The organism is Stenotrophomonas sp. CFBP8994, assembly GCF_034044835.1.
Lineage (GTDB): Bacteria > Pseudomonadota > Gammaproteobacteria > Xanthomonadales > Xanthomonadaceae > Stenotrophomonas > Stenotrophomonas rhizophila_A.
The window spans coordinates 181,717-203,431 of sequence record NZ_JAXCWT010000006.1; the positions used below are offsets into that span (position 1 = coordinate 181,717).

General features: G+C 69.4%; 20 protein-coding genes. 9 read left to right on the top strand and 11 right to left on the bottom strand.

Features of this window, described 5'->3' with window-relative positions:
• Positions 1–49: 49 nt before the first annotated feature.
• Together atpC and SOM39_RS16975 are read left to right on the top strand one after the other, a co-directional pair.
• Entirely contained in the window at positions 50–496 is a 447-nt protein-coding gene (atpC, locus tag SOM39_RS16970; protein WP_249832583.1) for an ATP synthase F1 subunit epsilon, read from the top strand.
• 195 nt (positions 497–691) lie between these two features.
• Entirely contained in the window at positions 692–3,430 is a 2,739-nt protein-coding gene (locus tag SOM39_RS16975; protein WP_320459038.1) for an autotransporter outer membrane beta-barrel domain-containing protein, read from the top strand.
• Here the strand turns inward: SOM39_RS16975 and SOM39_RS16980 are convergent.
• Together SOM39_RS16980 and SOM39_RS16985 are read right to left on the bottom strand one after the other, a co-directional pair.
• The gene (locus SOM39_RS16980; protein WP_414715893.1) at positions 3,414–3,725 is read right to left on the bottom strand and encodes a DUF3817 domain-containing protein; all 312 of its coding nucleotides are present in this window, start codon (positions 3,723–3,725) and stop codon (positions 3,414–3,416) included. The genes SOM39_RS16975 and SOM39_RS16980 overlap by 17 nt on opposite strands.
• A 94-nt stretch (positions 3,726–3,819) precedes the next feature.
• Positions 3,820–4,584: an SDR family NAD(P)-dependent oxidoreductase gene (locus tag SOM39_RS16985; protein ID WP_320459039.1), complete on the bottom strand. Its 765-nt coding sequence runs from the start codon at positions 4,582–4,584 to the stop codon at positions 3,820–3,822.
• Positions 4,585–4,684: 100 nt separating this feature from the next.
• On the opposite strand from SOM39_RS16985, the gene SOM39_RS16990 reads away from it, so the two are divergent.
• From SOM39_RS16990 to SOM39_RS17000, 3 genes are all read left to right on the top strand, one after another.
• Positions 4,685–5,590, top strand: a complete 906-nt coding sequence (locus SOM39_RS16990; protein WP_320459040.1) for a LysR substrate-binding domain-containing protein — start codon at positions 4,685–4,687, stop codon at positions 5,588–5,590.
• Between the two features lie 74 nt (positions 5,591–5,664).
• On the top strand, positions 5,665–6,444 hold the full coding sequence (locus tag SOM39_RS16995) for a DeoR/GlpR family DNA-binding transcription regulator (protein WP_320459041.1): 780 nt from the start codon (positions 5,665–5,667) through the stop codon (positions 6,442–6,444).
• Between the two features lie 10 nt (positions 6,445–6,454).
• Positions 6,455–7,600, top strand: coding sequence for an MFS transporter (locus SOM39_RS17000; protein WP_320459042.1), 1,146 nt, complete (start codon positions 6,455–6,457; stop codon positions 7,598–7,600).
• 30 nt (positions 7,601–7,630) lie between these two features.
• On the opposite strand, the gene SOM39_RS17005 is transcribed toward SOM39_RS17000, so the two are convergent.
• Positions 7,631–8,548, bottom strand: a complete 918-nt coding sequence (locus tag SOM39_RS17005) for a M14 family metallocarboxypeptidase (RefSeq protein WP_320459043.1) — start codon at positions 8,546–8,548, stop codon at positions 7,631–7,633.
• Positions 8,549–8,669: 121 nt separating this feature from the next.
• Here SOM39_RS17005 and SOM39_RS17010 point away from each other — a divergent pair, with 121 nt between their 5' ends.
• Entirely contained in the window at positions 8,670–9,557 is an 888-nt protein-coding gene (locus tag SOM39_RS17010; protein WP_095363918.1) for a LysR family transcriptional regulator, read from the top strand.
• Positions 9,558–9,567: 10 nt separating this feature from the next.
• Here SOM39_RS17010 and SOM39_RS17015 read toward each other — a convergent pair whose 3' ends face one another.
• Genes SOM39_RS17015 through SOM39_RS17045 form a run of 7 tightly spaced genes read right to left on the bottom strand, consistent with a single transcriptional unit; the run spans position 9,568 to position 17,225 of the window.
• Positions 9,568–10,542, bottom strand: a complete 975-nt coding sequence (locus tag SOM39_RS17015) for a zinc-binding dehydrogenase (protein ID WP_210132669.1) — start codon at positions 10,540–10,542, stop codon at positions 9,568–9,570.
• A gap of 14 nt (positions 10,543–10,556) precedes the next feature.
• Positions 10,557–11,333 carry a hypothetical protein gene (locus SOM39_RS17020; RefSeq protein ID WP_095363916.1) on the bottom strand — a complete coding sequence of 259 codons (777 nt, stop codon included), beginning with the start codon at positions 11,331–11,333 and terminating at the stop codon, positions 10,557–10,559.
• 59 nt (positions 11,334–11,392) lie between these two features.
• Complete coding sequence (locus tag SOM39_RS17025; RefSeq protein WP_320459044.1) at positions 11,393–13,033, bottom strand: MFS transporter; 1,641 nt, start codon at positions 13,031–13,033, stop codon at positions 11,393–11,395.
• The gene (locus SOM39_RS17030; protein WP_320459045.1) at positions 13,027–14,325 is read right to left on the bottom strand and encodes an alginate export family protein; all 1,299 of its coding nucleotides are present in this window, start codon (positions 14,323–14,325) and stop codon (positions 13,027–13,029) included. Before SOM39_RS17030 ends, SOM39_RS17025 begins: the two co-directional genes overlap by 7 nt.
• Entirely contained in the window at positions 14,304–16,148 is a 1,845-nt protein-coding gene (locus SOM39_RS17035; RefSeq protein WP_320459046.1) for an amidohydrolase, read from the bottom strand. The genes SOM39_RS17030 and SOM39_RS17035 overlap by 22 nt, the downstream gene beginning before the upstream one ends.
• A gap of 16 nt (positions 16,149–16,164) precedes the next feature.
• Positions 16,165–16,566, bottom strand: a complete 402-nt coding sequence (locus SOM39_RS17040) for a DoxX family protein (RefSeq protein ID WP_320459047.1) — start codon at positions 16,564–16,566, stop codon at positions 16,165–16,167.
• A gap of 2 nt (positions 16,567–16,568) precedes the next feature.
• On the bottom strand, positions 16,569–17,225 hold the full coding sequence (locus SOM39_RS17045) for a hydrolase (RefSeq protein WP_093535780.1): 657 nt from the start codon (positions 17,223–17,225) through the stop codon (positions 16,569–16,571).
• A gap of 183 nt (positions 17,226–17,408) precedes the next feature.
• Between SOM39_RS17045 and SOM39_RS17050 the strand changes: the two genes are divergently transcribed.
• The gene (locus SOM39_RS17050; protein WP_068852421.1) at positions 17,409–18,065 is read left to right on the top strand and encodes a response regulator; all 657 of its coding nucleotides are present in this window, start codon (positions 17,409–17,411) and stop codon (positions 18,063–18,065) included.
• A 17-nt stretch (positions 18,066–18,082) separates the two neighbouring features.
• Here the strand turns inward: SOM39_RS17050 and SOM39_RS17055 are convergent, their stop codons facing one another.
• Positions 18,083–19,207: an MFS transporter gene (locus SOM39_RS17055; protein ID WP_414715894.1), complete on the bottom strand. Its 1,125-nt coding sequence runs from the start codon at positions 19,205–19,207 to the stop codon at positions 18,083–18,085.
• Between the two features lie 165 nt (positions 19,208–19,372).
• On the opposite strand from SOM39_RS17055, the gene SOM39_RS17060 reads away from it, so the two are divergent.
• Both SOM39_RS17060 and SOM39_RS17065 read left to right on the top strand, forming a co-directional pair.
• On the top strand, positions 19,373–20,320 hold the full coding sequence (locus SOM39_RS17060; protein ID WP_093535782.1) for a LysR family transcriptional regulator: 948 nt from the start codon (positions 19,373–19,375) through the stop codon (positions 20,318–20,320).
• Positions 20,321–20,348: 28 nt separating this feature from the next.
• Positions 20,349–21,695 (top strand): Nramp family divalent metal transporter, encoded by a 1,347-nt coding sequence (locus SOM39_RS17065; protein WP_320459049.1) that lies wholly within the window; start codon positions 20,349–20,351, stop codon positions 21,693–21,695.
• Positions 21,696–21,715: the final 20 nt, after the last annotated feature.

Consider the following 21,715-nt stretch of genomic DNA (forward strand, 5'->3'; position numbering starts at 1 on the left):
CTTCCGCCCGCCCGACTAAGCTGCTGGCAACGTTCCACGGACATTCCCCATGGCGTCACCCCCCCTGCCCGCGCTGCTTGCCGACGCACAGGGCTTCTCGTTGCAGATCCTCAGCCTGGCCGGTGAACTGTGGAACGGCGAGGTGCGCGAGGTGAGCATGCCGGGCAGCAATGGCCGCTTCGGAGTAATGGCCCGGCACGCACCGCTGCTGGGCACGCTGCGCGAAGGCATGGTGTCGGCGTATCCGCTCACGCCCGAACCGCCGCTGCACGTGTACGTGTCCGGTGGCTATGTGGAAGTGCAACCCGGCAAGGTGATCGTGATGGCCGACCTCGCCCTGCGCAGCGATGATCTCGACGAAGCGCGCGCGCGGGTGGCCGCAGAGGCCGCACGCTCACCGATGGCACAGGCGTTCACCGACGAGGACTACGTGCGCCTGCACGCCGAGCTGATGCACCAGCGCGCCCTGCAGCTGCGCGGGTTGCCCTGGAAATAGCACCTCCGCCTTCACGCGAGCCCCACATAGACGTGCTCATGCTGAACAGGCGGTAGTGATAGATGACGCATACAAGATGTTGCATGGATACAGCGGCCTTTGGACCGGAGGATTCGGTCCCTCGCTGATCCTGGTACGACGTTGTGGTGCTACGGGGGTCGTGCGGTCCACCCAGTTCCGTTTCGGAGTCCAGTCATGACAGCCATTACCCCATGCGGCCCGCGCCGCATGCTCGTTACGGCCATCGCCGTGACGCTCGCGACCCTGCCCCTTGCTGCAGCAGCAGCCACGCTCACCGGCCCCGGCAGCACGCACACCATCCAGCCCGGCGACCTGCGTGAGGACTGGACCGTGTCCGACGGCGCCGAACTCACCATCGCCGCCGGTGGCCTGGCAGGTCCCACCCAGGTCGACAATGCGAGCCTGATCGGCACCGACGTGGACATCAGCGGGCTGTTCGGGATCCGCGTCGCCAACGGCGGCAGCGCCGACATCAACGGCGGCACGATGACCTTCACCTCGCCCTTCGCCGACGCTGGCGGGGTCTCGTCTGGCAGCACCATGGGCATCAACGCGGTGACCGTCACTTCTGCCGGGCGCGGCTTCAGCGCCACCGGCGACGGCAGCGAACTCACGTTGACCAACACGACCGTTACCGCCGGCGGCGAAGCGCTGCAGGTGGACGATGGTGCACTGCTGGTGCTGGACAACGTACAGGCCAGCTCGGATGGCAGCGCCAGTGGCGCGCTCGGCTACGGGCTGGAGATGGCCGGCGGCACCGCCCGCGTCAGCAACAGCGCGTTGTCGGGCTCGCTGGCCGGGGTGGCCATGACCGGCGGCGAGCTGGTCATGGACGCCTCGACGATCACGTCCAGCGGCACCGCGCTGTCGATGGTCGGCACCGGCACGGCCGGGCCTGTCGCAACGCTGTCGGGCTCCGAAGTCACCGGCACCACCGGCGCCACCGTCACGCGCGGTGCCAGCCTCACCCTGGCGGGCAGCCAGGTGCGTGGCACGGCGGGCAGCGGCAGCGGCGCCAACAACGGCGTGGGCGTGGCGCTCAACAATGCCACGCTGGTCGTGTCGCAGGGCAGCACCCTGGAGGGCAGCAACAGTGCCCTGTCGATCACCGGCAGCGCGGCCGGCACCAGCACCGTGGTGGTGGACCAGTCGCGCCTTGTCTCGACCACCGGCCCGGCGATTGTGATGCCGCAGTCCGGCAATGCCGACCTCCGCATCGCCAACGGCTCCACCGTCGAGGCCGGCAACGGCGTGATCCTGCAGGTGGGGTCAGGCGCTACGGCCAACCTGGAGGTAGTGGCCTCCGCGCTGGTCGGCGACATCATCGGGCAGACCCGCGGGACCAGCAGCGCCGAGGTCAACATTGCGCTGGCCGAAGGCGCATCGCTGACCGGCGCGATCGTCAACGGCAACACGGTGGCACTGGCCGACGCTCAATGGCGACTGACCGGCAACAGCACGGTGCAGGACCTGTCGTTGAGCGGGGCTTCGCTGCTGGCGCTGGGTGACGGCACCACCTTCAACACCCTGCAGGTCGCCGGCAATTACGTCGGCGACGGCGGCACGCTGCTGTTCAACACGGTGCTGGCCGGCGACGACGCGTCATCCGACCGGCTGCTGATCGAGGGTGATACCAGCGGCCAGACCAACGTACGGGTCAACAACGTGGGCGGCGCCGGGGCGCAGACCAGCCAGGGCATCAGCCTGATCGAGATCGGCGGGGCATCCAATGGCACCTTCGACCTTGCCGGGCGCGCGGTGGGCGGCCAGTACGAGTACTTCCTGTTCAAGAGCGCTGCCGATGGCAACTGGTACCTGCGCTCGGAACTGCCCGACCCGTGCGACGCCGACCCGACCCAGCCCGGCTGTGTCGATCCCGAACCCGACCCCTGCCTGATCGATCCGACAGCGCCGGGCTGCGTGGATCCGGAACCGGACCCGTGCGCGATCGATCCCACCCTGCCCGAGTGCGTGGACCCCGAGCCGGTGCCGGTGCTGCGGCCGGAACCGGGCGCGTACCTGGCCAACCTGCAGGCTGCCGAAGGCATGTTCCGGCTCGGCTATCACGAGCGCCACGCGGGCCAGAACAGCGGGCGTGCCTGGGTGCGCGTGGACGGCGCGCGTTCGCGCTTCGATGCCGACAGTTCCCAGCTTGATGTACATGGCAGCAGCCAGGCGCTGAGCGTGGGTACCGACCTGCTGCGCAATGCCCAGGGCAGCGCGTTCGGGGTGATGCTGTCCAGCGGCAATGCCTCCAGCACCTCGACCAGCACACTGACCGGGTACTACGCGCGCGGCAAGGTGCGCGGGGCCGCATTGGGCGTGTATGCCACATGGCGCTCCGCCGGCGATGCCGATCCGTACACCGGGTTCTACCTGGACGGCTCGCTGCAGCACGCGCGCTTTTCCAACCGGGTGGAAGGCGCCGGGCTGGCCACCGAACGCTACGACACCCGCGCCTGGCAGGGCGCGCTGGAAGCCGGCCACGCGTTCCGCCTCGGCCGCGGCGAACAGGGTGGCGTGTTCATCGAGCCGCAACTGCAGGTGGGCTACACGCGCTGGAACGATGTGCGCCATCTTGAACAGAACGGCACCCTGGTCACCACCGAGGACGCCAACGGCACGTTCGGCCGCGTGGGTGTCCGCCTTTCCGGCGTGACCCGGTGGGACGGCCTGGCGGCCAGCGTGCAGCCGTACATCGCCGCACACTGGATCCGCACCGGCGCAGACGCGCGCGTGCGCATGGATGATGAGCGGGTGGATGCGCGCATTCCGCGCAACCGCGGCGAATTCAGTGCCGGCGCCTCGCTCGTGTTCGCCAACGGGTTTGGCGCGTGGGGCGGGTTGTCGCTGCAGCAGGGCCAGGGCTATTTCCAGCGCAGCGCGCAGCTGGGACTCAGCTATCGGTGGTGAGCTGCGTGGACAATAGGCCACGCCGCTTGAACCACCCTTCCAGCGGCAGCGTCACCAGCGGCGGCACCGCTGCCAGCAGCGCCAGGCCGGCGGCCCACCACGGCCAGCGCAGCTTCACCGCCGCCAGCACGGTGACCACCACGTAGACCATGAAGGCCACGCCATGCACCGGCCCGAACAGCGCCACGCCGGCGGTGGTCGGCTCGGCGGCGTGGTACTTCAGGTACATGCCGACCAGCAGCCCGGCCCAGGTAAACGCCTCGAACAAGGCGACAACGGCAAACACACGGCCCATCGGGTGCAACGGTACGGAAGCGCGCAAGACAGTCTCTGCAGGGGCGACAAGGCCGCCCATCATACCGTCTTGCGCGAATGCGACGCTTTCGCACTCAGACGAACATGCCGCCCGACGCTTCCACGCGCTGCGCGTTGATCCAGCCCGTACGCGGCGACAGCAGCGCGGCGACGACCGGCCCGATATCGTCCGGCTGCCCTGCGCGACCCAGCGCGGTGTTGCCGGCCACCATCGCATTGATGTCGGCGTTGTCGCGCACGTGCCCGCCGCCGAAGTCGGTTTCGATCGCGCCGGGTGCCAGCGTGTTGGCGCTGATGCCGCGCGCGCCCAGTTCCTTGGCCAGGTACCGGCTGAAGACTTCGATGCCGCCCTTCATCATCGCGTAGGCCGAACTGCCCGGCAGCGAGAAGCGGGCCAGGCCACTGGACACGTTGAGAATGCGGCCACCATCGGCGATCAGCGGCAGCAGCGCCTGGGTCAGGAAGTACGGCCCTTTCAGGTGCACGGCGACCAGCTCGTCGAACTGGGCCGGCGTGGTGTCGGCGAAACCGGCATACAGGCCTTCGCCGGCGTTGTTGAACAGCCCCTGCAGGCCGGCCGCGCCCCAGGCCTGCAGTTGCGCCTGCACGGCCTCGGCGAAGCCGGCAAAGCCAGCGCTGTCCGCCATGTCCAGCGGCAGCGCGGCGGCACGTCGGCCCAGCGCCTCGATCTGGGCGACCACGGCGTCGGCCGCATCGGCCCGGCTGCGGTAGGTCAGCAGGATGTCGGCACCGTCGGCGGCCAGCGCCAGGGCGGCATTGCGGCCGAGACCGCGGCTGCCGCCGGTGATCAGGACAACGCGTGAGGGGGAGTGGGACATGGGGTGCTCCTGGGTGAGGTGTGACGCCAGACTATTGGCATTGCGCCATCACATAAACCGCGCGATCCTGATTTGACTGTCCAGCCAGAGCGAACAATCCATGGACCGCCTCGACCACCTGCGCAGCTTCCTGCGTGTTGCCGAACTGGGCTCGTTCACCGCCGCTGCCGAGCAGCTGGGCCTGCCCAAGGCCAGCGTGTCGCTGGCCGTGCAGCGGCTGGAAGCGGAAGTGGGCGTGCAGCTGCTGCACCGGACCACCCGCCGGGTGCGGCTGACCGCCGACGGCGCGCAGTTCCAGCAGCGCGCCCGCGACCTGCTGGACGACATGGAGGATCTGCAGGGCATGTTCCGCCGTGACACCCAGCTCAAGGGCCGGCTGCGGGTGGACATGTCCAGCGGGCTGGCCCGGCAGCTGGTGATTCCCCACCTGCCGGACTTCCTGGCCCGGCACCCGGGACTGGAGATCGAGCTGAGCGGTACCGACCGCCGCGTCGACCTGGTCCGCGAAGGCTTCGACTGCGTGGTCCGGGTCGGCCCTTTGGACGACAACACGCTGGTGGCGCGCCCGCTGGGGGTGATGCACATCGTCAACTGCGCCAGCCCGGCGTACCTGGCTGCACGGGGGATGCCGTACTCGCTGGAGGATCTCTCCCACCATGCGCTGGTGCATTACGTGGGCACGCTGGGCCAGCGCTCGCCGGGCTTCGAGTACCACGACGGCCAGGCCTACCGCAGTGTGCCGATGCGCGGCGCGATTACGGTCAACAGTGGCGAGGCCTACAGTGCCGCGGCGCTGGCGGGGCTGGGCATCATCCAGGTGCCACGGCTGGGTGCGCGCGTGGCGCTGGCCGCTGGGACGCTGGTGGAAGTGCTGCCGGCGTGCGTGGCCGAGCCCATGCCGGTGACCCTGTTGTACGCGCAGCGACGACATCTGCCACGCCGGGTGGCCGCCTTCATGGACTGGATGGCGGCGCTGGTCACGCCGGAGCTGCAGCGGTTGGACTGAACCGCAACTGCGCATACACGCGCTATCACGCACATTCATGCACATTCGCGCACTGAATCAGGTACAGTTCGCGCATGATGACTCCCGATACCCTACCCGGCGAACGCCAACAGACCATCCTGCGCCTGCTGCGCGAACAGGGCCGCGTGTTTTCAGCCCAGCTCGCGCTGCAGATGGAGGTGTCGGAGGACTCGATCCGACGCGACCTCCGCGAGCTGGCCAGCCAGGGGCTCTGCCGGAAAGTCCACGGCGGTGCGCTGCCGGCGGCAGTGGAATTCCCGCCCCTGCCCGCACGCCACGCGCAGCAGCCGGCGCAGAAGCACGCGCTGGCCTTGGCCGCCGCTGCGTGTGTCCGCCCAGGTGAGCGCATCCTGCTCGATGCCGGTTCCACCAACAGCGCCATCGCCGCGTGCCTGCCGCAACAGCAGGGCCTGCATGTGATCACCAATGCTCCCGACATCGCCCTGGCGCTGCTGGCGCGCGGCGGGATCGAGGTGACCCTGATCGGCGGGCGGCTGGATCCCCGCGCAGGTGCCTGCATCGGTGCGCAGGCGCTGGAGACGGTGGCCGGGCTGCGCGCAGATGTCTGTTTCATCGGCACCTGCGCGGTCGATGCGGAGGCGGGCCTGTGGGCCATCGATGGCGAAGAAGCTCCTCTCAAGCGGGCAGCGCTGGCGGCGAGCAGCCGCTGCGTTGCAGTAGCCACCAACGACAAGCTCGGCACGCAGGCCGCCTACCGCGTGGGCGGGGTCGAGCAGATCGACCTGCTGGTGATCGAGCACGACGCTCCTGACGCGCAGGTAGCCGCATTCGCGCGTCGTGGCGTCTACATCCAGCGCGCTGCGCCGTACTGAGGTTGCCGTGATGATCGATTCCGCTCTTTCCGCGCGCGGCACGCGCGCCGAACAGCACGCCACCCGTGCGGCGTTTTTCCTGCCCGGCTTCGCCACCGCCGCCTGGGCACCCCTGGTGCCGTTCGCCAAGAGCCGTACCGGGCTGGATGAAGGCTCTCTGGGGCTGGTCCTGCTGTGCCTGGGCGCCGGTTCGCTGCTGGCGATGCCCTTGGCCGGCATCCTGGCCGCCCGCCATGGCTGCCGCGCGGTGATGATCGCCACCCTGCTGATGGTGATGGCCAGCCTGCCGCTGCTGGCGGTCGCGCCCTCGCCGTGGACACTGGGCCTGGCCCTGTTCGTGTTCGGCGCCGGTGTGGGCGCCTGCGATTGCACCATGAACATCCAGGCGGTGATGGTGGAGCGCGACAGCGGGCGGCCGATGATGTCCGGCTTCCACGCCTTCTACAGCATCGGCGGTGCGGTGGGGGCCGCTGCGATGACCGCGCTGCTCGCGCTGCGGCTGCCACCGCTGTGGGTGTGCGTGCTCGCTTCGATAGCGATGGTGGTGGTGCTGGCGGTTTCAGTGCCGTACTGGCGGCGTGACCGCGCGCCGAGTGGCGCGCCGGTGTTTGCGATCCCGCATGGCGTGGTGCTGGCGATCGGCGTGCTCTGTTTCGTCGCCTTCCTTGCCGAAGGCGCCATGCTCGACTGGAGCGCGGTGTTCCTGCATGAAGTGCAGCAGGTACCACCGGACCGCGCCGGCCTGGGCTTCATGACCTTCGCCATCGCCATGACCCTCACCCGCCTGGTCGGCGACGGCATCGTGGCGAAACTCGGTCGCCTGCGCGCGATCCTGCTGGGCAGCATCGTGGCCGCGGCCGGCTTCGGCATCGCCACCTTTGCCGGCGCCCTGCTGCCGGCCCTGCTCGGCTACGCACTGATCGGCCTGGGCTGCGCCAACATCGTGCCGGCGCTGTTCTCCATGGCTGGCAACCAGAAGACCATGCCCGAAAGCCTGGCCATCCCCGCCATCACCACGCTGGGCTACGCCGGTGTGCTGGCGGGCCCTGCACTGATCGGCTTCGTCGCCCAGGCCAGCAGCCTGGTAACGGCCTTCTGCCTGGTGGCCGCTGCCCTGCTGCTGGTCGGCATCACCGCACGCTGGGTGAGGGCGTAGGCTCACGCCCTGTGTGCATGCAACGCTCAATCAATGGGCAAGCGCGTAATCAATCGCCGCGCACACTGCCGCCACCTGTGCATCGTTGCACTGCTGCGGGGTCGCGCGCGGGCTGTCCGGATAGACCTCGGTGGTGGTGGTGAAGCGCGCGCCGGTGATGCTGGCGCACAGCCCCAGCTTCTTCAGCGGATACTCGATCACGCCAGGCGCCACCACCGGCGAACCGATGATTTCGTTCTTGTCGTCGGCCGGGGCGATATGGGTCACCTGCTCCACCGCCGCGTTGACCGCCTGCTGGAACGCCGGCTGCGGGTTTTCGGTGTCGTCCACCAGGTAGAAGCCATCGGGAATCAGGCCCGGGGCGAACGGCTTGCCATCGCGCGCGGCCAGCGCCGGGCGGAACTCGCTTTCGTCGCTGTCGGTGGTTTCGTGCAGGTCGATGTGCAGCACCATGCCGTCACGCAGGGGTGCCACCAGCGCCATCAGCGCCGCCGACTCCTGCGCCGGGCTGTCGGCCACGAACGAGCGGTTCGGGTCGGTCGCATCGGCATTCCAGCGCTGGAAGCGCTCGTAGCCCCACGGGCTCACGCACGGCGCGACCAGCACATTGGCACGCCCGGCGTAGTCGGCCGCACGCGTGGCCAGGAACTGCAGCGCGCCTTCCACGCCGCTGGTTTCGTAGCCGTGCACGCCACCGGTGACCAGCACCGACGGCAGCGCCGGGTTCCAGTCGCGGCTGCGCACGGCAAACAGCGGGTAGCGGTCCGGTGCGTACTCCAGGGTGCCGTACTGGACCACCTCGAACCCGGCGCGCAGCCGTTCCAGCACCGGCAGCACATTGTCGGCATAGCGCCGCACCGGCAACTGCCGCGCCCGCCACTCCGCCTTCTCTGCAGCGCCCCAGGGCTGGCCGGGGGTACCGATGGGATAGAAGCGGGTGTCATTCATGGCGGGCTCGCGGTTGTCACGGAAGAACCGCGATTTTAGCCTGCACCCCACGCCCCTACCAATCGCCGTGGCTCCCGGCCATCATGGGCTGGCATGACCGTCATGCGCCTCCGCTGCCCTCATGGCCCGCGAAAATTTCAACGATCTGCAGGTCTTCGTGACCGTGGCACGCGAGCGCAGCTTCACCCGCGCTGCGGCGCAGCTGGGTGTTTCGCAGTCCGCGCTCAGCCATACCGTACGCGCACTGGAGGAACGGCTCGGGGTGCGGCTGTTGACCCGCACCACCCGCAACGTGTCGATGACCGAGGCCGGCGAGCGTCTTTACCTGAGCGTGGCACCGCGGCTGGAGGAAATCGAAGCGGAAATCGCGGCGGTGGCGGAGTACCGTGACCACCCCGCCGGCACCATCCGCATCACCGCGTCCGAACACGTGGCCAACACGGTGGTGTGGCCCCGCCTGGCCGATGTACTGCCCCGCTACCCTGATTTGAAGGTGGAACTGACCATCGACTACGGGCTGGCCGATATCGTCGAACAGCGCTACGACATCGGCATCCGGCTCGGTGAACGGGTCGCGCAGGGCATGATCGCCGTGCCGGTCACCGGCCCGCAGCGGATGGCGATCGTCGGCAGTCCGGCGTACTTCCGGACCCACGCCGCACCGCAACGGCCGGGCGACCTGGCCGCGCATGACTGCATCGGCCTGCGCCTGCCCACCCATGGCGGCTTGATGGTGTGGGACCTGCGCAAGGACGAGCAGAACGTCAACGTGCGCGTACAGGGCCAGTGGACCTTCAACAGCAGCATCGCCATGCACCGCGCCGCACTGGCCGGTGCCGGGTTGGCCTACCTGCTGGAAGACATGGTGCTGGAGGATATCGCCGCCGGGCGCCTGCAACGGGTGATGCAGGACTGGTGCGATGTGTTCGACGGCTTCCATGCCTACTACCCCAGCCGCCGGCAGTCCTCCAGCGCACTGCGCGTGGTGATCGACGCGCTGCGCGTGTAACGCCACGCCGTCACGGGCGCAGCAGCACCTTGCCGTTGCGGCCCGGTTCGAGGCTGGCTTTCGCCGCTTCGGCTACCTGATCCAGCCCGAACACGGCATCTACAGGCAGGCTCAACCCGCCCGTGGCGGCCAGCTTCAGCAGCTCGCCCACCAGCGCCCGTTTCTTCTCCGGGGCCATGTTCTGGCTCACCTTGCTGCCCCAGAAGCCCTTCACCACGGCCTGCTTGAAGATCACGTCACCCGAGCCCAGCTGCATCGGCTCGCCGGTCATCGAGCCGAACGACACCAGCGTGCCGCCCTCGCCCAGCAGCCCGAGCAACTCGCCGCTGGCACGCCCGCCGACCGAATCGACCGCCGCCGCCGCACCCTCGCCTACCCGCGCCTGCACCTGCGCCAGCCAGTCCGCCTGCGCGGTGGAAATCGTGTTGTCGATGCCCAGCGCCGCCATTTCGGCCACGCCCGCATCGCGCCGCACCAGGTTCACGCAGTGCACGCCACGCGCCTTGGCCAGCATCGCCAATGCCTTGCCGACCGCACCATTGGCCGCGTTCTGCACGATCCACTGGCCGGCTCCCACCTGCAGGAATTCCAGCAGCATCAACGCGCTGAGCGGCATGGCGATCAGCTGCGCGGCCGTTTCATCGTTGATGCTGTCCGGCATCGGAATCACCATCCGCGCTGGTGCAATGAACTGTTCGGCCCAGGTGCCATGCACCGACGCCGCACTGACCCGCTGCCCCACCTGCAGGCCGGTCACGCCCTCGCCCAGGGCGTCGATCACGCCGGTGCCTTCGCTGCCGCCGATGGCAGGCAGCTCGGGCTTGTAACCGTACTGGCCGCGCACGGTCCACAGGTCATGGTTGTGGATCGGCGCCAGCACGGTGCGGATGCGCACCTCGCCCGCACCGGGTTCAGGCGTGGCGGCCTCACCGCCATGCAGGACGACGGTCGGGTCACCAAACTGTTCATGCAATGCAGCGCGCATGCGGATCTCCTGTATCAACGACGATGGCGGTGTGCGGCGACCACGCCCACGCGCGGTGCGCGCCAGGCCCGGGTGCGCAGCAGCAGGGTCTGCAGCACCAGCAGCGCGGCCACGGCCAGCGCCAGCACCGCAACGGTATCGGCACCCGGCAGGCGCCAGCCGGATTGCTTGATGTACACGCCCACCAGCGCCCAGATCACCGCCGCCGGGTAGGCGAAGTGCCCACGCAGGCGGTAATTCATCACCCACGCGAGCAGCGTGGCCAGCGCCAGCAGCACCACGCTCCACGACAGCATGTCGCCGGTCGGCAGCCACTGGTAGGCCACGATCACCTGGGCGGTGTTGAGGAAGGCGGCCATGGTCAGCCAGCCCGCGTGCAGCGCCAGCGGATAGGCGGCGAAGGCGCGCTGCCCGGCACTGGCGGTGGCCGGCGCCGCGCGTACCGCGGCAACCAGCAGGCACACCAGCGCCAGCCAGATGATGGCCAGCGCCGGCAGGAACGCCTGGTTGGAGAACACCGGCATCCACGCCGCCGTCAGCGCGAACCCGGCGGCGGCCCAGCCGCGCGCGCCGGCGTTGTCATCGGGCCGGCGCTGGCGCAGCTGCCACAGCCCGAAGGCCACGTCCCACAGGAAGATCAGGCCCCAGATCGAAAACGCATAGCCGGCCGCGACCAGCAACGTGGGATAGCGGTCGGAGATCGCACCGTTGGTCGGGCCGAACTGACCGGTCTGGGACAACCACGCCACCAACGGCATGGCCAAGGCGGCCAACAACACGATCCAGCGCATGCATCCACTCCAGCTCAAAGAGCATCGACCATACGCGCATTGCGGTTAAGAAGATGCCATCAACCCAATGCCGGATGCTCGTGACCGTGCTGCAACGCCTTCAAGGCGCCGGTGCCGCCTACGAAATGGCGCACGATCGGCGCATGCTCGTTGCGGTGCAGCGCCCTGACCTTCTCCTGCAGGATCCGGTCTTCAGCGGTGACCCGCTCATGCTGGCGCAGGTGCTCGATCCAGGACGGGGTCACGAAATATTCCAGGTGGATGCCTGGCGTGGCCACGTCCTCGGCCACGCCCCAGATCACCGCGCCATCGCGGCGGCGGGTACGGCCGAGCTCACCCAACAACGCATGGAACGCGACACGGTCGGCATCATCGATGTGGTACTCCACCGTCACCAGCACCGGGCCGCGGTCGTGGGTGACCGGTACCGCCAGCTCGGGCGCGGGCCAATGCCCGGTCGGGCGCAGGTCCAGTTCCTCGCTGCCGGCAATGCGCACCCGCCACACCAGCAACCCGCCGATCACCGCGCCCACTGCCGCGAGGGTCAGCGCCAGCGGAATCGAGGTGCGCTGGGCGATGCTGCCCCAGCTCAGCCCACCGGCAGCCATGCCCAGCGAGAACACCATGATGTACAGCGACAGCGCGCGCGCCCGCACCCACGCCGGCACCGCGGTCTGCGCGGCGATCTGCAGCGAGGACAGCACCGTGATCCAGGCAAACCCGTTCACCAGCATCGCCAGCGGCAACAGCGCCATGTGCCGCAGCCAGGCCAGCCCGAACAGGCTCAGCGCGCAGGCCAGCGTGGCCAGCAGCACCAGCAGGTCACGGTCCAGCCGTGCGCGCAGGCTCGGCAGCACCAGCGCGCCGCTGACCGCGCCGATGCCGATGCAGCCCAGCAGCAGCCCGTACGTGCCTGCCCCGCCGTGCAGTTCGCTGCGTACCACCAGCGGCAGCAGCGCGGTCACCGCGCTGGCGAAGAAGAAGAATCCTGCCGACTTGATCAATACCGCCTGCAGGCGGCCGGCGCGCAACGCGTAGCGCACGCCGGCGCGCAGCCCGGCACCGAAGCCTTCCGGCGGCAAGGCGGAGGCAAGCGCATCGGGTCTCCAGTTGAACAGCACCCACAGCATGGCCGCGAAACTCAGTGCGTTCAGGCCGAACGCCCACCCCGCGCCCAGCTGCGCCACGATCAGGCCGCCGATGGCCGGGCCGAGCGAGCGCGCGATGTTGATGCCGATCGAATTCAACGCCACCGCGGATGCCAGCATCGGCCGCGGCACCAGCTCGGACACGATGGCGGCCTGTGCCGGCATCGCCATGGCCGCGCCACAGCCCATCGCGAAGGTCAGCAGGACCAGCAGCGGGGGCGTGAGCATGCCCAGTGCCGTCAGGGTGGCCAGCGTGGCGGCCACCAGCAGCATCCAGCCCTGGGTGAACAGCAGGTAGCGCCGGCGGTCGACGATGTCGGCCAACGTGCCGGCGACCAGCGCCAGCAGCACCACCGGCACCGTGGTGGCCGACTGCACCAGCGCCACCATCAGCGGCGATCCGGTGCGCTCGGCCATCACCCAGGCGGCGGCAACGTCATTGACCCAGGTGCCGACGTTGCTGCCCAGGATGGCCAGCCACATCGCGCGGAACAGCCGGATCTTCAGCGGCGACCACGCGCCGGGGGCGGCGCTGTCATGTGTACTTACCATTGCCATGCTCCTACTACCGATGCAAACAGGGTGTCGCGGCCACCGGCCGCACGCAGGCCAGGACCGGCCTCGAACCAGGCCAGCTGGCCTTTCCAGGTCCAGTGATCGCTGGCCTCCCAGCTGGTTTCCCACTTGTACTGCTGGCCGATGCGGCGCGGCGTGCCGGCCGTGCCCGGCACCGCGGCCAGTGGCGCCGGCGTGGTGTAGACCGCGTCGCTGCGGCGATGCTTCCACGCCAGCTGCCAGCCGATGTCGGTGGTCAGGCCCGGGCGCGGGGTCAAGGTCAGCGTCGGCTGCACGTCCATCAGGTTGGCCGGCGCCAGCAGGCTGGCTTCGCTGAAGTACGCCGACTTGGGGTACATCGCGTTGAAGGTGTTCAAGCGGCCATCGCCGGGGTCCTGGTCGCCGCTGGCGATGTCCAGCTTGACGCCCAGCCGCGGCTGCCAGCGCCGCGTGGGCCAGCGCAGCCCGCTGTCGGTGGCCAGCGTCCAGGCGCGGATCGCCAGGTTGCCCTGGGCACGCGACAGGGTGCCGCGCTGCGCGACCAGCTCGATGTTGGCGTCCCAGCGTGGCTGCAGCACGAAGGCGCGCGTGCCGAGCGAGGTACGGCGTTCGTCGCCGACCGCGCTGGCGAAGCGTGCGCCATCGCGAGCGTAGTCGAGCACGTACAGGTCGATGCCGGTGCCCGGCCGCCCAGGCTGCCAGGTGGCGTAGCTGCCGAGCAGGTACTGGCCACGGTCGCCGCGGTCATCGAAGGCGCCGCTGCGGTTGTCGACCGGGCGCAGCGCCATCACGTCGAGTTTCAGCGCGCCCTGTTGCCACCGCCCGCGCACGCCATCGAACGCCAGCCGGATGTTGGGCCCATCGCGCACCGAAAGCAGGCGCGAGCTGCCATAAGCGGCCTCCTGCCGGCCGAGCTGCCACGTTGCATGGTCGCCCTGCCAGCGCACGAAGCCCTGCTGCAGGTCGAGCGCGCCCTGGTCGGTGCCGCCGGGCCCGCCGGCGCGCCCCTGCTCTGCGTGCACGCCAAGCTGCACCAGCCCATCCCAGCGACCGCGGTGCGCCGCCACCGACCCCAGCGCGCGCAGCAGGCCGTATCCGTCCTCTCTACCCTGTATGCCGAACCGGGTCGGGTCGTAATACATGCCCCGCAGGCGCAGCGAGGCATCCACCTGCACGTCGCCGCCGCCGTCCAGCGCGATGCAGCGACCGGTATCGCCAGGCGTGCAGGCAGATGCCAGCGACGGCAGTGCCGTCGCCAACGCCAGGCTCAGAACGCGAAGCACGAACATCCCAGCGCGCCCCAGAACGCAGTGGGCGCGTCGGTCGGCACCGGGTGCGCCGCTGCATGGCCGTGGCCATGGGTGCGGCAGGCGCCGCCGTGGGCGTGCGCATGCGCATGCGCGACCAGGCCGGTGGCGGCGCCGCCCACGTGGTACCCGCCGAAGCGGTTCACCGGCGACCAGTCCGGCATCGCCGGAGGAAGGGTCGGCGCAAGCGGGGCAAAGTCACCATCGCCGTGCACCACCCGCCCGCCGACCACGGTCAGCACGCTGGTGATATCGGCGATGCCGGCATCGTCCACCGCGAAGAAGTCCGACGAGAGCACGCAGAAGTCGGCCAGCTGGCCGACCGCCAGCGTGCCCTTGCGGCCCTCGTCGCCGGAGAACCAGGCACTGCCCTGGGTCCACAGCCGCAGCGCCTCTTCGCGCTCGAGCAGGTTCTCTTCGCCATACAGCGCCAGTCCGCCGACGGTGCGACCGGTGACCAGCCAGGACAGCGCCACCCACGGGTTGTAGCTGGCCACGCGGGTGGCGTCGGTACCGGCACCGACCGGAACGCCGGCCTGCAGCATGCGCCGTACCGGAGGCGTGTGGCGTGCGGCGTCGGCGCCGTAGCGCTGCACGAACGCCTCGCCCTGGTAGGCCATGCGGTGCTGGATCGCCAGGCCACCGCCGAGCGCGCGGATGCGGTCGATGTTGCGCGGGGTGATGGTTTCGGCATGGTCGATGAACCAGTGCAGGCCATCGAACGGGATCTCGCGGTTGACCTGCTCGTACACATCCAGGATGCGGTCGATGCTCTCGTCATAGGTGGCATGGATGCGGAACGGCCAGCGCTTTTCCACCAGCAGCTTGACCACTTCCTCCAGTTCCGGCTCCATGCCCGGCGGCAGTTCCGGTCGCGGCTCGTTGAACAGTTCGAAATCGGCCGCGGAGAACACCAGCATCTCGCCCGCACCGTTGTGGCGCAGCAAGTCGTCGCCCTGGCGCGGGGCCAGGATCTCGCTCCAGTGCTGGAAGTCCTGCGCTTCCTTGCCCTTGTTCTGGGTGAACAGGTTGTAGGCGATGCGCACCGTCAGTTCACCGTCGCGATGCAGCTGCTCAATGACCTGGTAGTCCTCGGGGTAGTTCTGGAACCCACCGCCGGCGTCGATCACCGAGGTGATCCCCAGCCGGTTCAGCTCGCGCATGAAATGCCGCGTCGAGTTGGCCTGGTACTCGATCGGCAGGCGCGGCCCCTTGGCCAGCGTCGCGTAGAGGATCAGTGCGTTGGGCTTGGCCAGCAGCAGCCCGGTGGGATTGCCTAGGCTGTCGCGCACGATCTGCCCGCCCGGCGGGTCCGGCGTGGTCTTGTCGTAGCCGCAGGCGCGCAGCGCGGCGCGGTTGAGCAGCGCGCGGTCGTACAGGTGCAGCAGGAACACCGGCGTATCCGGCGCGATGGCGTTGAGCTCGGCCAGCGTCGGCAGGCGTTTTTCCACGAACTGCTCGGCGGTGAATCCGCCCACCACGCGTACCCACTGCGGTGCCGGCGTGATGTCGACCTGCGCCTTGAGCATGGCCATGGCGTCGGCCAGCGAGCGCAGCCCGTCCCAGCGCAGCTCCAGGTTGTAGTTGAGGCCGCCGCGGATCAGGTGCGTGTGGCTGTCGTTGAGCCCGGGCACCAGGCGGCGGCCGCCCGCGTCGATCACGGTTGCCTCGGCCAGCCCGGCGCGCACCTCGGCTTCGGTGCCGATCGCGGCGATGCGCCCGTCCACCACCGCCAGTGCGTCGGCCTGCGGCAGGCGCGGGTCCAGCGTGGTGATGCGGGCATTGCGGAGGAGCAGCGTCGTCATGGGTTTCTCTCTTCAATCAAAGGTGCAACGCCAGCGCGCCCGGACCGGCGAGGGCAATGGCCGACAGGGCCAGTGTCCAGAACAACGGATACTCGATCCCGCCCCGCATCCAGAACCAGCCCTTGGGCAGGGCCAGCACGGCGGTCATGGCCAGGAACAGCGCGCCCACCGTGGCGGCCGGGCGGGCCTGCCAGCCGATCAGCACGGCCAGGCCGGAAAGCACCTGCACCACGGCCAGCAGCAGTGGCACCGGTGCCGGCGCCGGCAGGTGGTACCCGCGCAGTTCCTCGGCAAAACCGGCCAGCCCGGGACCCCCGAACCAGCCGAACAGCTTGCCCAACGCGTGCGGCAGCAGGAATCCTCCTGCCGCCAGCCGCAGCACCAGCAGCCCCACATCCAGGCCGGTGGCGCCGCCCATGCTCAGTGGCCGCCTTCCTGTGCGCCGAACATGCTCTTGGCGTACTGGATGCCCAGGCCATAGCCGCCGGCGTGTTCGCGGGCGATGCCGGTGGTGAGGTCGTAGGTGGCGCTGCGGCCCCAGTCGCGCTGCAGTTCCAGCAGGTACTGCACCGAGGTAAGCGGCACCGCGCCGGCCTGGACCATGCGGGTGACCGCACGTTCGTGCGCTTCGTCGCTGACATCGCCGCAGGCGTCGGTGATCACGTACACCTCGAAGCCCTGGTCGATCGCCGACAGCGCCGGCCCGACGATGCAGACGCTGGTCCACAGACCGGCGATGACCACGCGCTGCTTGCCGATGCGGTTGATCTCATCGATCACCGCCTGGTCTTCCCAGCAGTTCATCGAGGTGCGGTCAAACACCTTCTGGCCGGGGAAAATCGGCGCGATCTCCGGAAACATCGGGCCGGAGAACGACTTTTCGGCCACGGTGGTCAGCACCACCGGCACCTTGAAGCCGGCGGCACCCTTGGCGATCAGCGCGACATTGTTGCGCAGCGCGGCGACATCGATGGTGCGCGTGGCGAACGCCATCTGCGACTGGAAGTCGATCAGCACCAGGGCGTGGTCGGCGGGCGACAGCAGCGAGGCGCCGGGAACGGCGGTGGCGGTGGTCATGGGAAATCCTTGGTGGGCGGGTAAGGCCATGGTGGCGGCCGCGGCCCGGTTGCCCTACCCCCCTTGGGTGGTGAACGCAGCTACTCTTTTGGGGGAGGCGCTCACCCGAAAGAGGGGGCGTGGCCGGCCCCGCGCCTGCGACAATCCTTCCCTGGCGCTGGCGGCGCACCCTGGAGATTCCGCATGACCCCTTCCTCCCCGTCGATCGGCATCCTGGTGGTCGACGACCATCCCCTGCTGCGCGATGGCCTGGCTGCCCTGCTGGACATGCAGCCGGACATGCGCCTGCTCGGGGAAGCCGCCGATGGCGAGGAGGCCGTGGCCCAGTACCTGGCCCTGCACCCGGACGTGGTGCTGATGGACCTGCAGCTGCCCGGCGTGGACGGCGTGGAAGCGATCACCCGCATCCGCCACCATGACCCGCGCGCGCGCATCATCGTGCTCACCACCTACCGCGGCGATGTGCGGGCGGTGCGTGCGCTGCAGGCCGGGGCCAGCGGCTACCTGCTCAAGGACATGCTGCGCCACGAACTGGTGGACACCATCCGCACCGTGCACAGCGGCCGCCGCGCCGGCATTCCGGCCACCCTGGCCGCCAGCATCGCCGCGCACGTGGTGGAGGACAGCCTGTCCCCCCGCGAAACCGAAGTGCTGGGCCACGTCGCCAGCGGTCGCTCGAACAAGGGCATCGGCGAACAGATGCGCATCTCCGAACAGACGGTGAAGGCGCACATGAAGAACATCATGGAAAAGCTCGGGGCCCGCGACCGCACCCACGCGGTCACCCTGGCCCTCAAGCGCGGCATCATCAGCCTGGACGACGCCACCCACGACCGCTAGGGCCGGCAACTGCGGCCTCAGCGCATGCGGACCAGCAGGGCGGCGCCTGCCGACACGGTTGCCAGCGTCGCCACGCCCGGCCACCCGAAGTGCGCCAGCACCACCGCGCCCAGCGCACCACCGGCCGCCATGCCCAGGAACACCCCGGTGAACAGCAGCGCATTGAGCCGGCTGCGCGCTTCCGGCGCCAGTCCATAGACCAGCGTCTGGTGCGAGACCAACGCGGCCTGGAAGCCAAAGTCGAACACCACCGCACTGATGGCCAGCAACGGCACGATCGCCACCCGCGGCAACCACGCATCCAGCAGCAGCATCGCAAAGCCCAGCAGCGCAATCCCGATGGCGATGCGCGCCACCGCGTGGCTGCCCAGCCGGTCGGCCCAGCGCCCGGCCAGCGGCGCCGCCAGCGCACCCGCAGCACCGGCAATGCCGAAGGCACCGGCCACCGCACTGCCCAGCTGGTAGCGGTCGTGCAGCATGACCGCCAACGTCGACCAGAACGCACTGAAGCCCACCGCCAGCAGCCCCTGCGCGAACACCGCACGGCGCAGCTGCGGCTGTCCACGCCACAGGTGGGCCAGCGAACGCAGCAACGCCGGATACCGCAACGACGTGGTCGGTGCCAGGTGCGGCAGCTCGCGCGCCAGTACCAGCGCCATCACCACCACCGAGCCGGCGGCAATACCGAACATCGCCCGCCAGCCCAGTGCCTCGGCGACCAGCCCGCTGGCCACGCGCGACAGCAGGATGCCCAGCAGCAGGCCGGTCATCACCTTGCCCACCACCGCGCCGCGTTCGGCTTCCGGTGCCAGCATCGCCGCCGAGGGCACCACGTCCTGGGCCACGGTGGCCATCAACCCGATCAGCAGGCTGGTCAGCAGCAGCGTCGGCAGGCTGCCCGACAGCGCCGCGCCGGCCAGCGCGGCGGCCAGCACCAGCGACTTGAGCAGGATCAGCTGCCGGCGGTCGACGCGGTCGCCCAGCGGCGCCAGCAGCAGGATGCCCAACGCGTAGCCCAGCTGGGTCAGGGTCGGAACCATGCCCGTGGACTGCGCGTCGCTGCCCAGCCCGCTGGCGATGACGCCCAGCATGGGCTGGCTGTAGTAGATCGAGGCCACCGAAAACCCGGCCCCGGCCGCCATCGCGACGATCAGCCGCGACGGCACCGCAGGCCGGGGGACGGCGACCGCCGGAATATGCACGCTGGACATGAGCCACTCCACGCCTGAAGAAAGTGGCGCCAGCATCCTCCTTGAACGAGAAGGCGTGTAGTAGGCTTCGGTACATATCCATCATACGAAGGTTGTATGAGCACTCCTTCCGCGGCACCGGGTGCGGACCGTATCGACCTGCTGGCCACCTTTGTCCGCATCGTCGAAAGCGGCAGCCTCTCCGCCGCCGCCGTACAGCTGGGCACCACCCAGCCCACCGTCAGCCGCCGCCTGCAGACCCTGGAACGGCTGTTCGGCCTGCACCTGATCAAGCGTTCCACCCACCAGATGACGCTGACCGAAGACGGCGAACGCTGCTATGCGCACGCCCGGGCCCTGGTGGACGACTGGGACGCGATCCAGGCCGACCTGCGTGGTGACGTGGACGTGCCACGCGGGCGCCTGCGGGTGGTGGTGCCACATGCCTTCGGCCAGGCCCAACTGCTGGAACCGATGCTGCAGTTCATGGCCCGCCATCCCCAGGTCACGCTGGAGTGGATGCTGGAGGACCAGCCGGTGGACTTCATTGCCGACGGGATCGACTGCGCCATCCGGGTGGGACGCGTGGAGGAACCGCAACTGGTGGCGGTTCCGCTGGCCGAAGTGCCGCGCATCGTCATCGCCGCGCCCTCGCTGCTGGAAGCGGCCGACCCACGCGACCCGACCCTGCTGCCCGGCCTGCCGTGGATCGCCCTGACCACCTTCTACCGCGACCGTTTCACCCTGCTGCCGGCCGATGACGGTCCAGCGCTGCGGGTGGACATCCAGCCGCGCCTGCTCACCGACAACCTGTTCGTGGCGCGCCGCGCGGCGGTATCCGGATTGGGCGCGGCGGTGGTGTCGGCGTGGCTGGTGGGCGATGACCTGCGCGACGGCCGACTGGTGCAGCTGGTGCCTGGCTGGGAGGCGCCGCCGTTGCCGGTGCATCTGGTTTATCCGGCCGCGCGCCAGATGCCCTCGCGGCTGCGCGCCTTCATCGACGCCATGAAGGCCAGCCTGCCGCATACCCATGGCATGCGTTCGTGGCCGATGCCCTCACCTTGATAACATAGCCTCTGCTATATTCGCCCGCATGAGCGCGGACCCCACCTCCCCGACCACCAGCGCATGGCCGCAGGCTACCGGCGATCGCCCCAGCCTGGGCGAGATGCACGCCAGCGTGGCCGTACCCAGGGGCGGCCACTGGTGGTTCCGGCTGCTGGCCTTCCTGGGCCCCGGCTACATGGTGTCGGTGGGTTACATGGACCCGGGCAACTGGGCCACCGATATCGCCGGTGGCGCACAGTTCGGCTACCTGCTGCTGTCGGTGATCCTGCTCTCCAACCTGATGGCCATCGTGCTGCAGGGGCTGTCGGCCCGGCTGGGCATCGCCACCGGGCGCGATCTGGCGCAGGCCTGCCGCGACCATTTCTCCAGACCGGTGAATCTGTGCCTGTGGGTGCTGTGCGAGATCGCGATCATCGCCTGCGACCTGGCCGAGGTGATCGGCACCGCCATCGCGCTCAAGCTGCTGTTCGGGTTGCCGCTGATGATGGGCGCGATCATCACCGCCGTGGACGTGGTGCTGGTGCTGTGGCTGATGCATCGTGGCTTCCGTGCGCTGGAAGCGTTCGTGATTGCCCTGCTGCTGGTGATCTTCGCCTGCTTCGCGGTGCAGATCGCGCTGGCCGCGCCGCCGCTGCAGGCGGTGCTGGGCGGTTTCATCCCGCGCGCGGAGGTGGTCACCAACCCGCATGCGCTGTACCTGGCCATCGGCATCATCGGGGCCACGGTGATGCCGCACAACCTGTACCTGCATTCGTCCATCGTGCAGACCCGCGCCTACCCGCGCACCGACAGCGGCCGGCGCAGCGCGCTGCGCTGGGCGGTGACCGACAGCACCATCGCCTTGATGCTGGCATTGTTCATCAATGCCTCGATCCTGATCCTGGCCGCGGCGGTGTTCCATGCCAACGGGCGCACCGATGTGCAGGAGATCGAACAGGCCCATGAGCTGCTGGCGCCGATGCTGGGGGTCGGGCTGGCATCGACCTTGTTCGCGGTGGCGCTGCTCGCCTCGGGCATCAACTCCACGGTGACCGCCACCCTGGCCGGGCAGATCGTGATGGAGGGCTTCCTGCGCCTGCGCATCGCGCCCTGGGCGCGCCGCCTGCTGACCCGTGGCATCGCCATCGTGCCGGTGGTGATCGTCACCGCGATCTATGGCGAACAGGGAACGGCGCGGCTGCTGGTGCTGAGCCAGGTGGTGTTGTCGATGCAGCTGCCGTTCGCAGTGATTCCGCTGGTGATGTTCGTCGGTGACAAGGCACGGATGGGCACGCTGGTCGCGCCACGCTGGCTGTTGACGCTGGCCTGGGTGATTGCCGCGGTGATCGTGGTGCTCAACGTAAAGCTGTTGGCCGGGACGTTGATGGGGTGATCCGGGGTGATGCGCAGGCC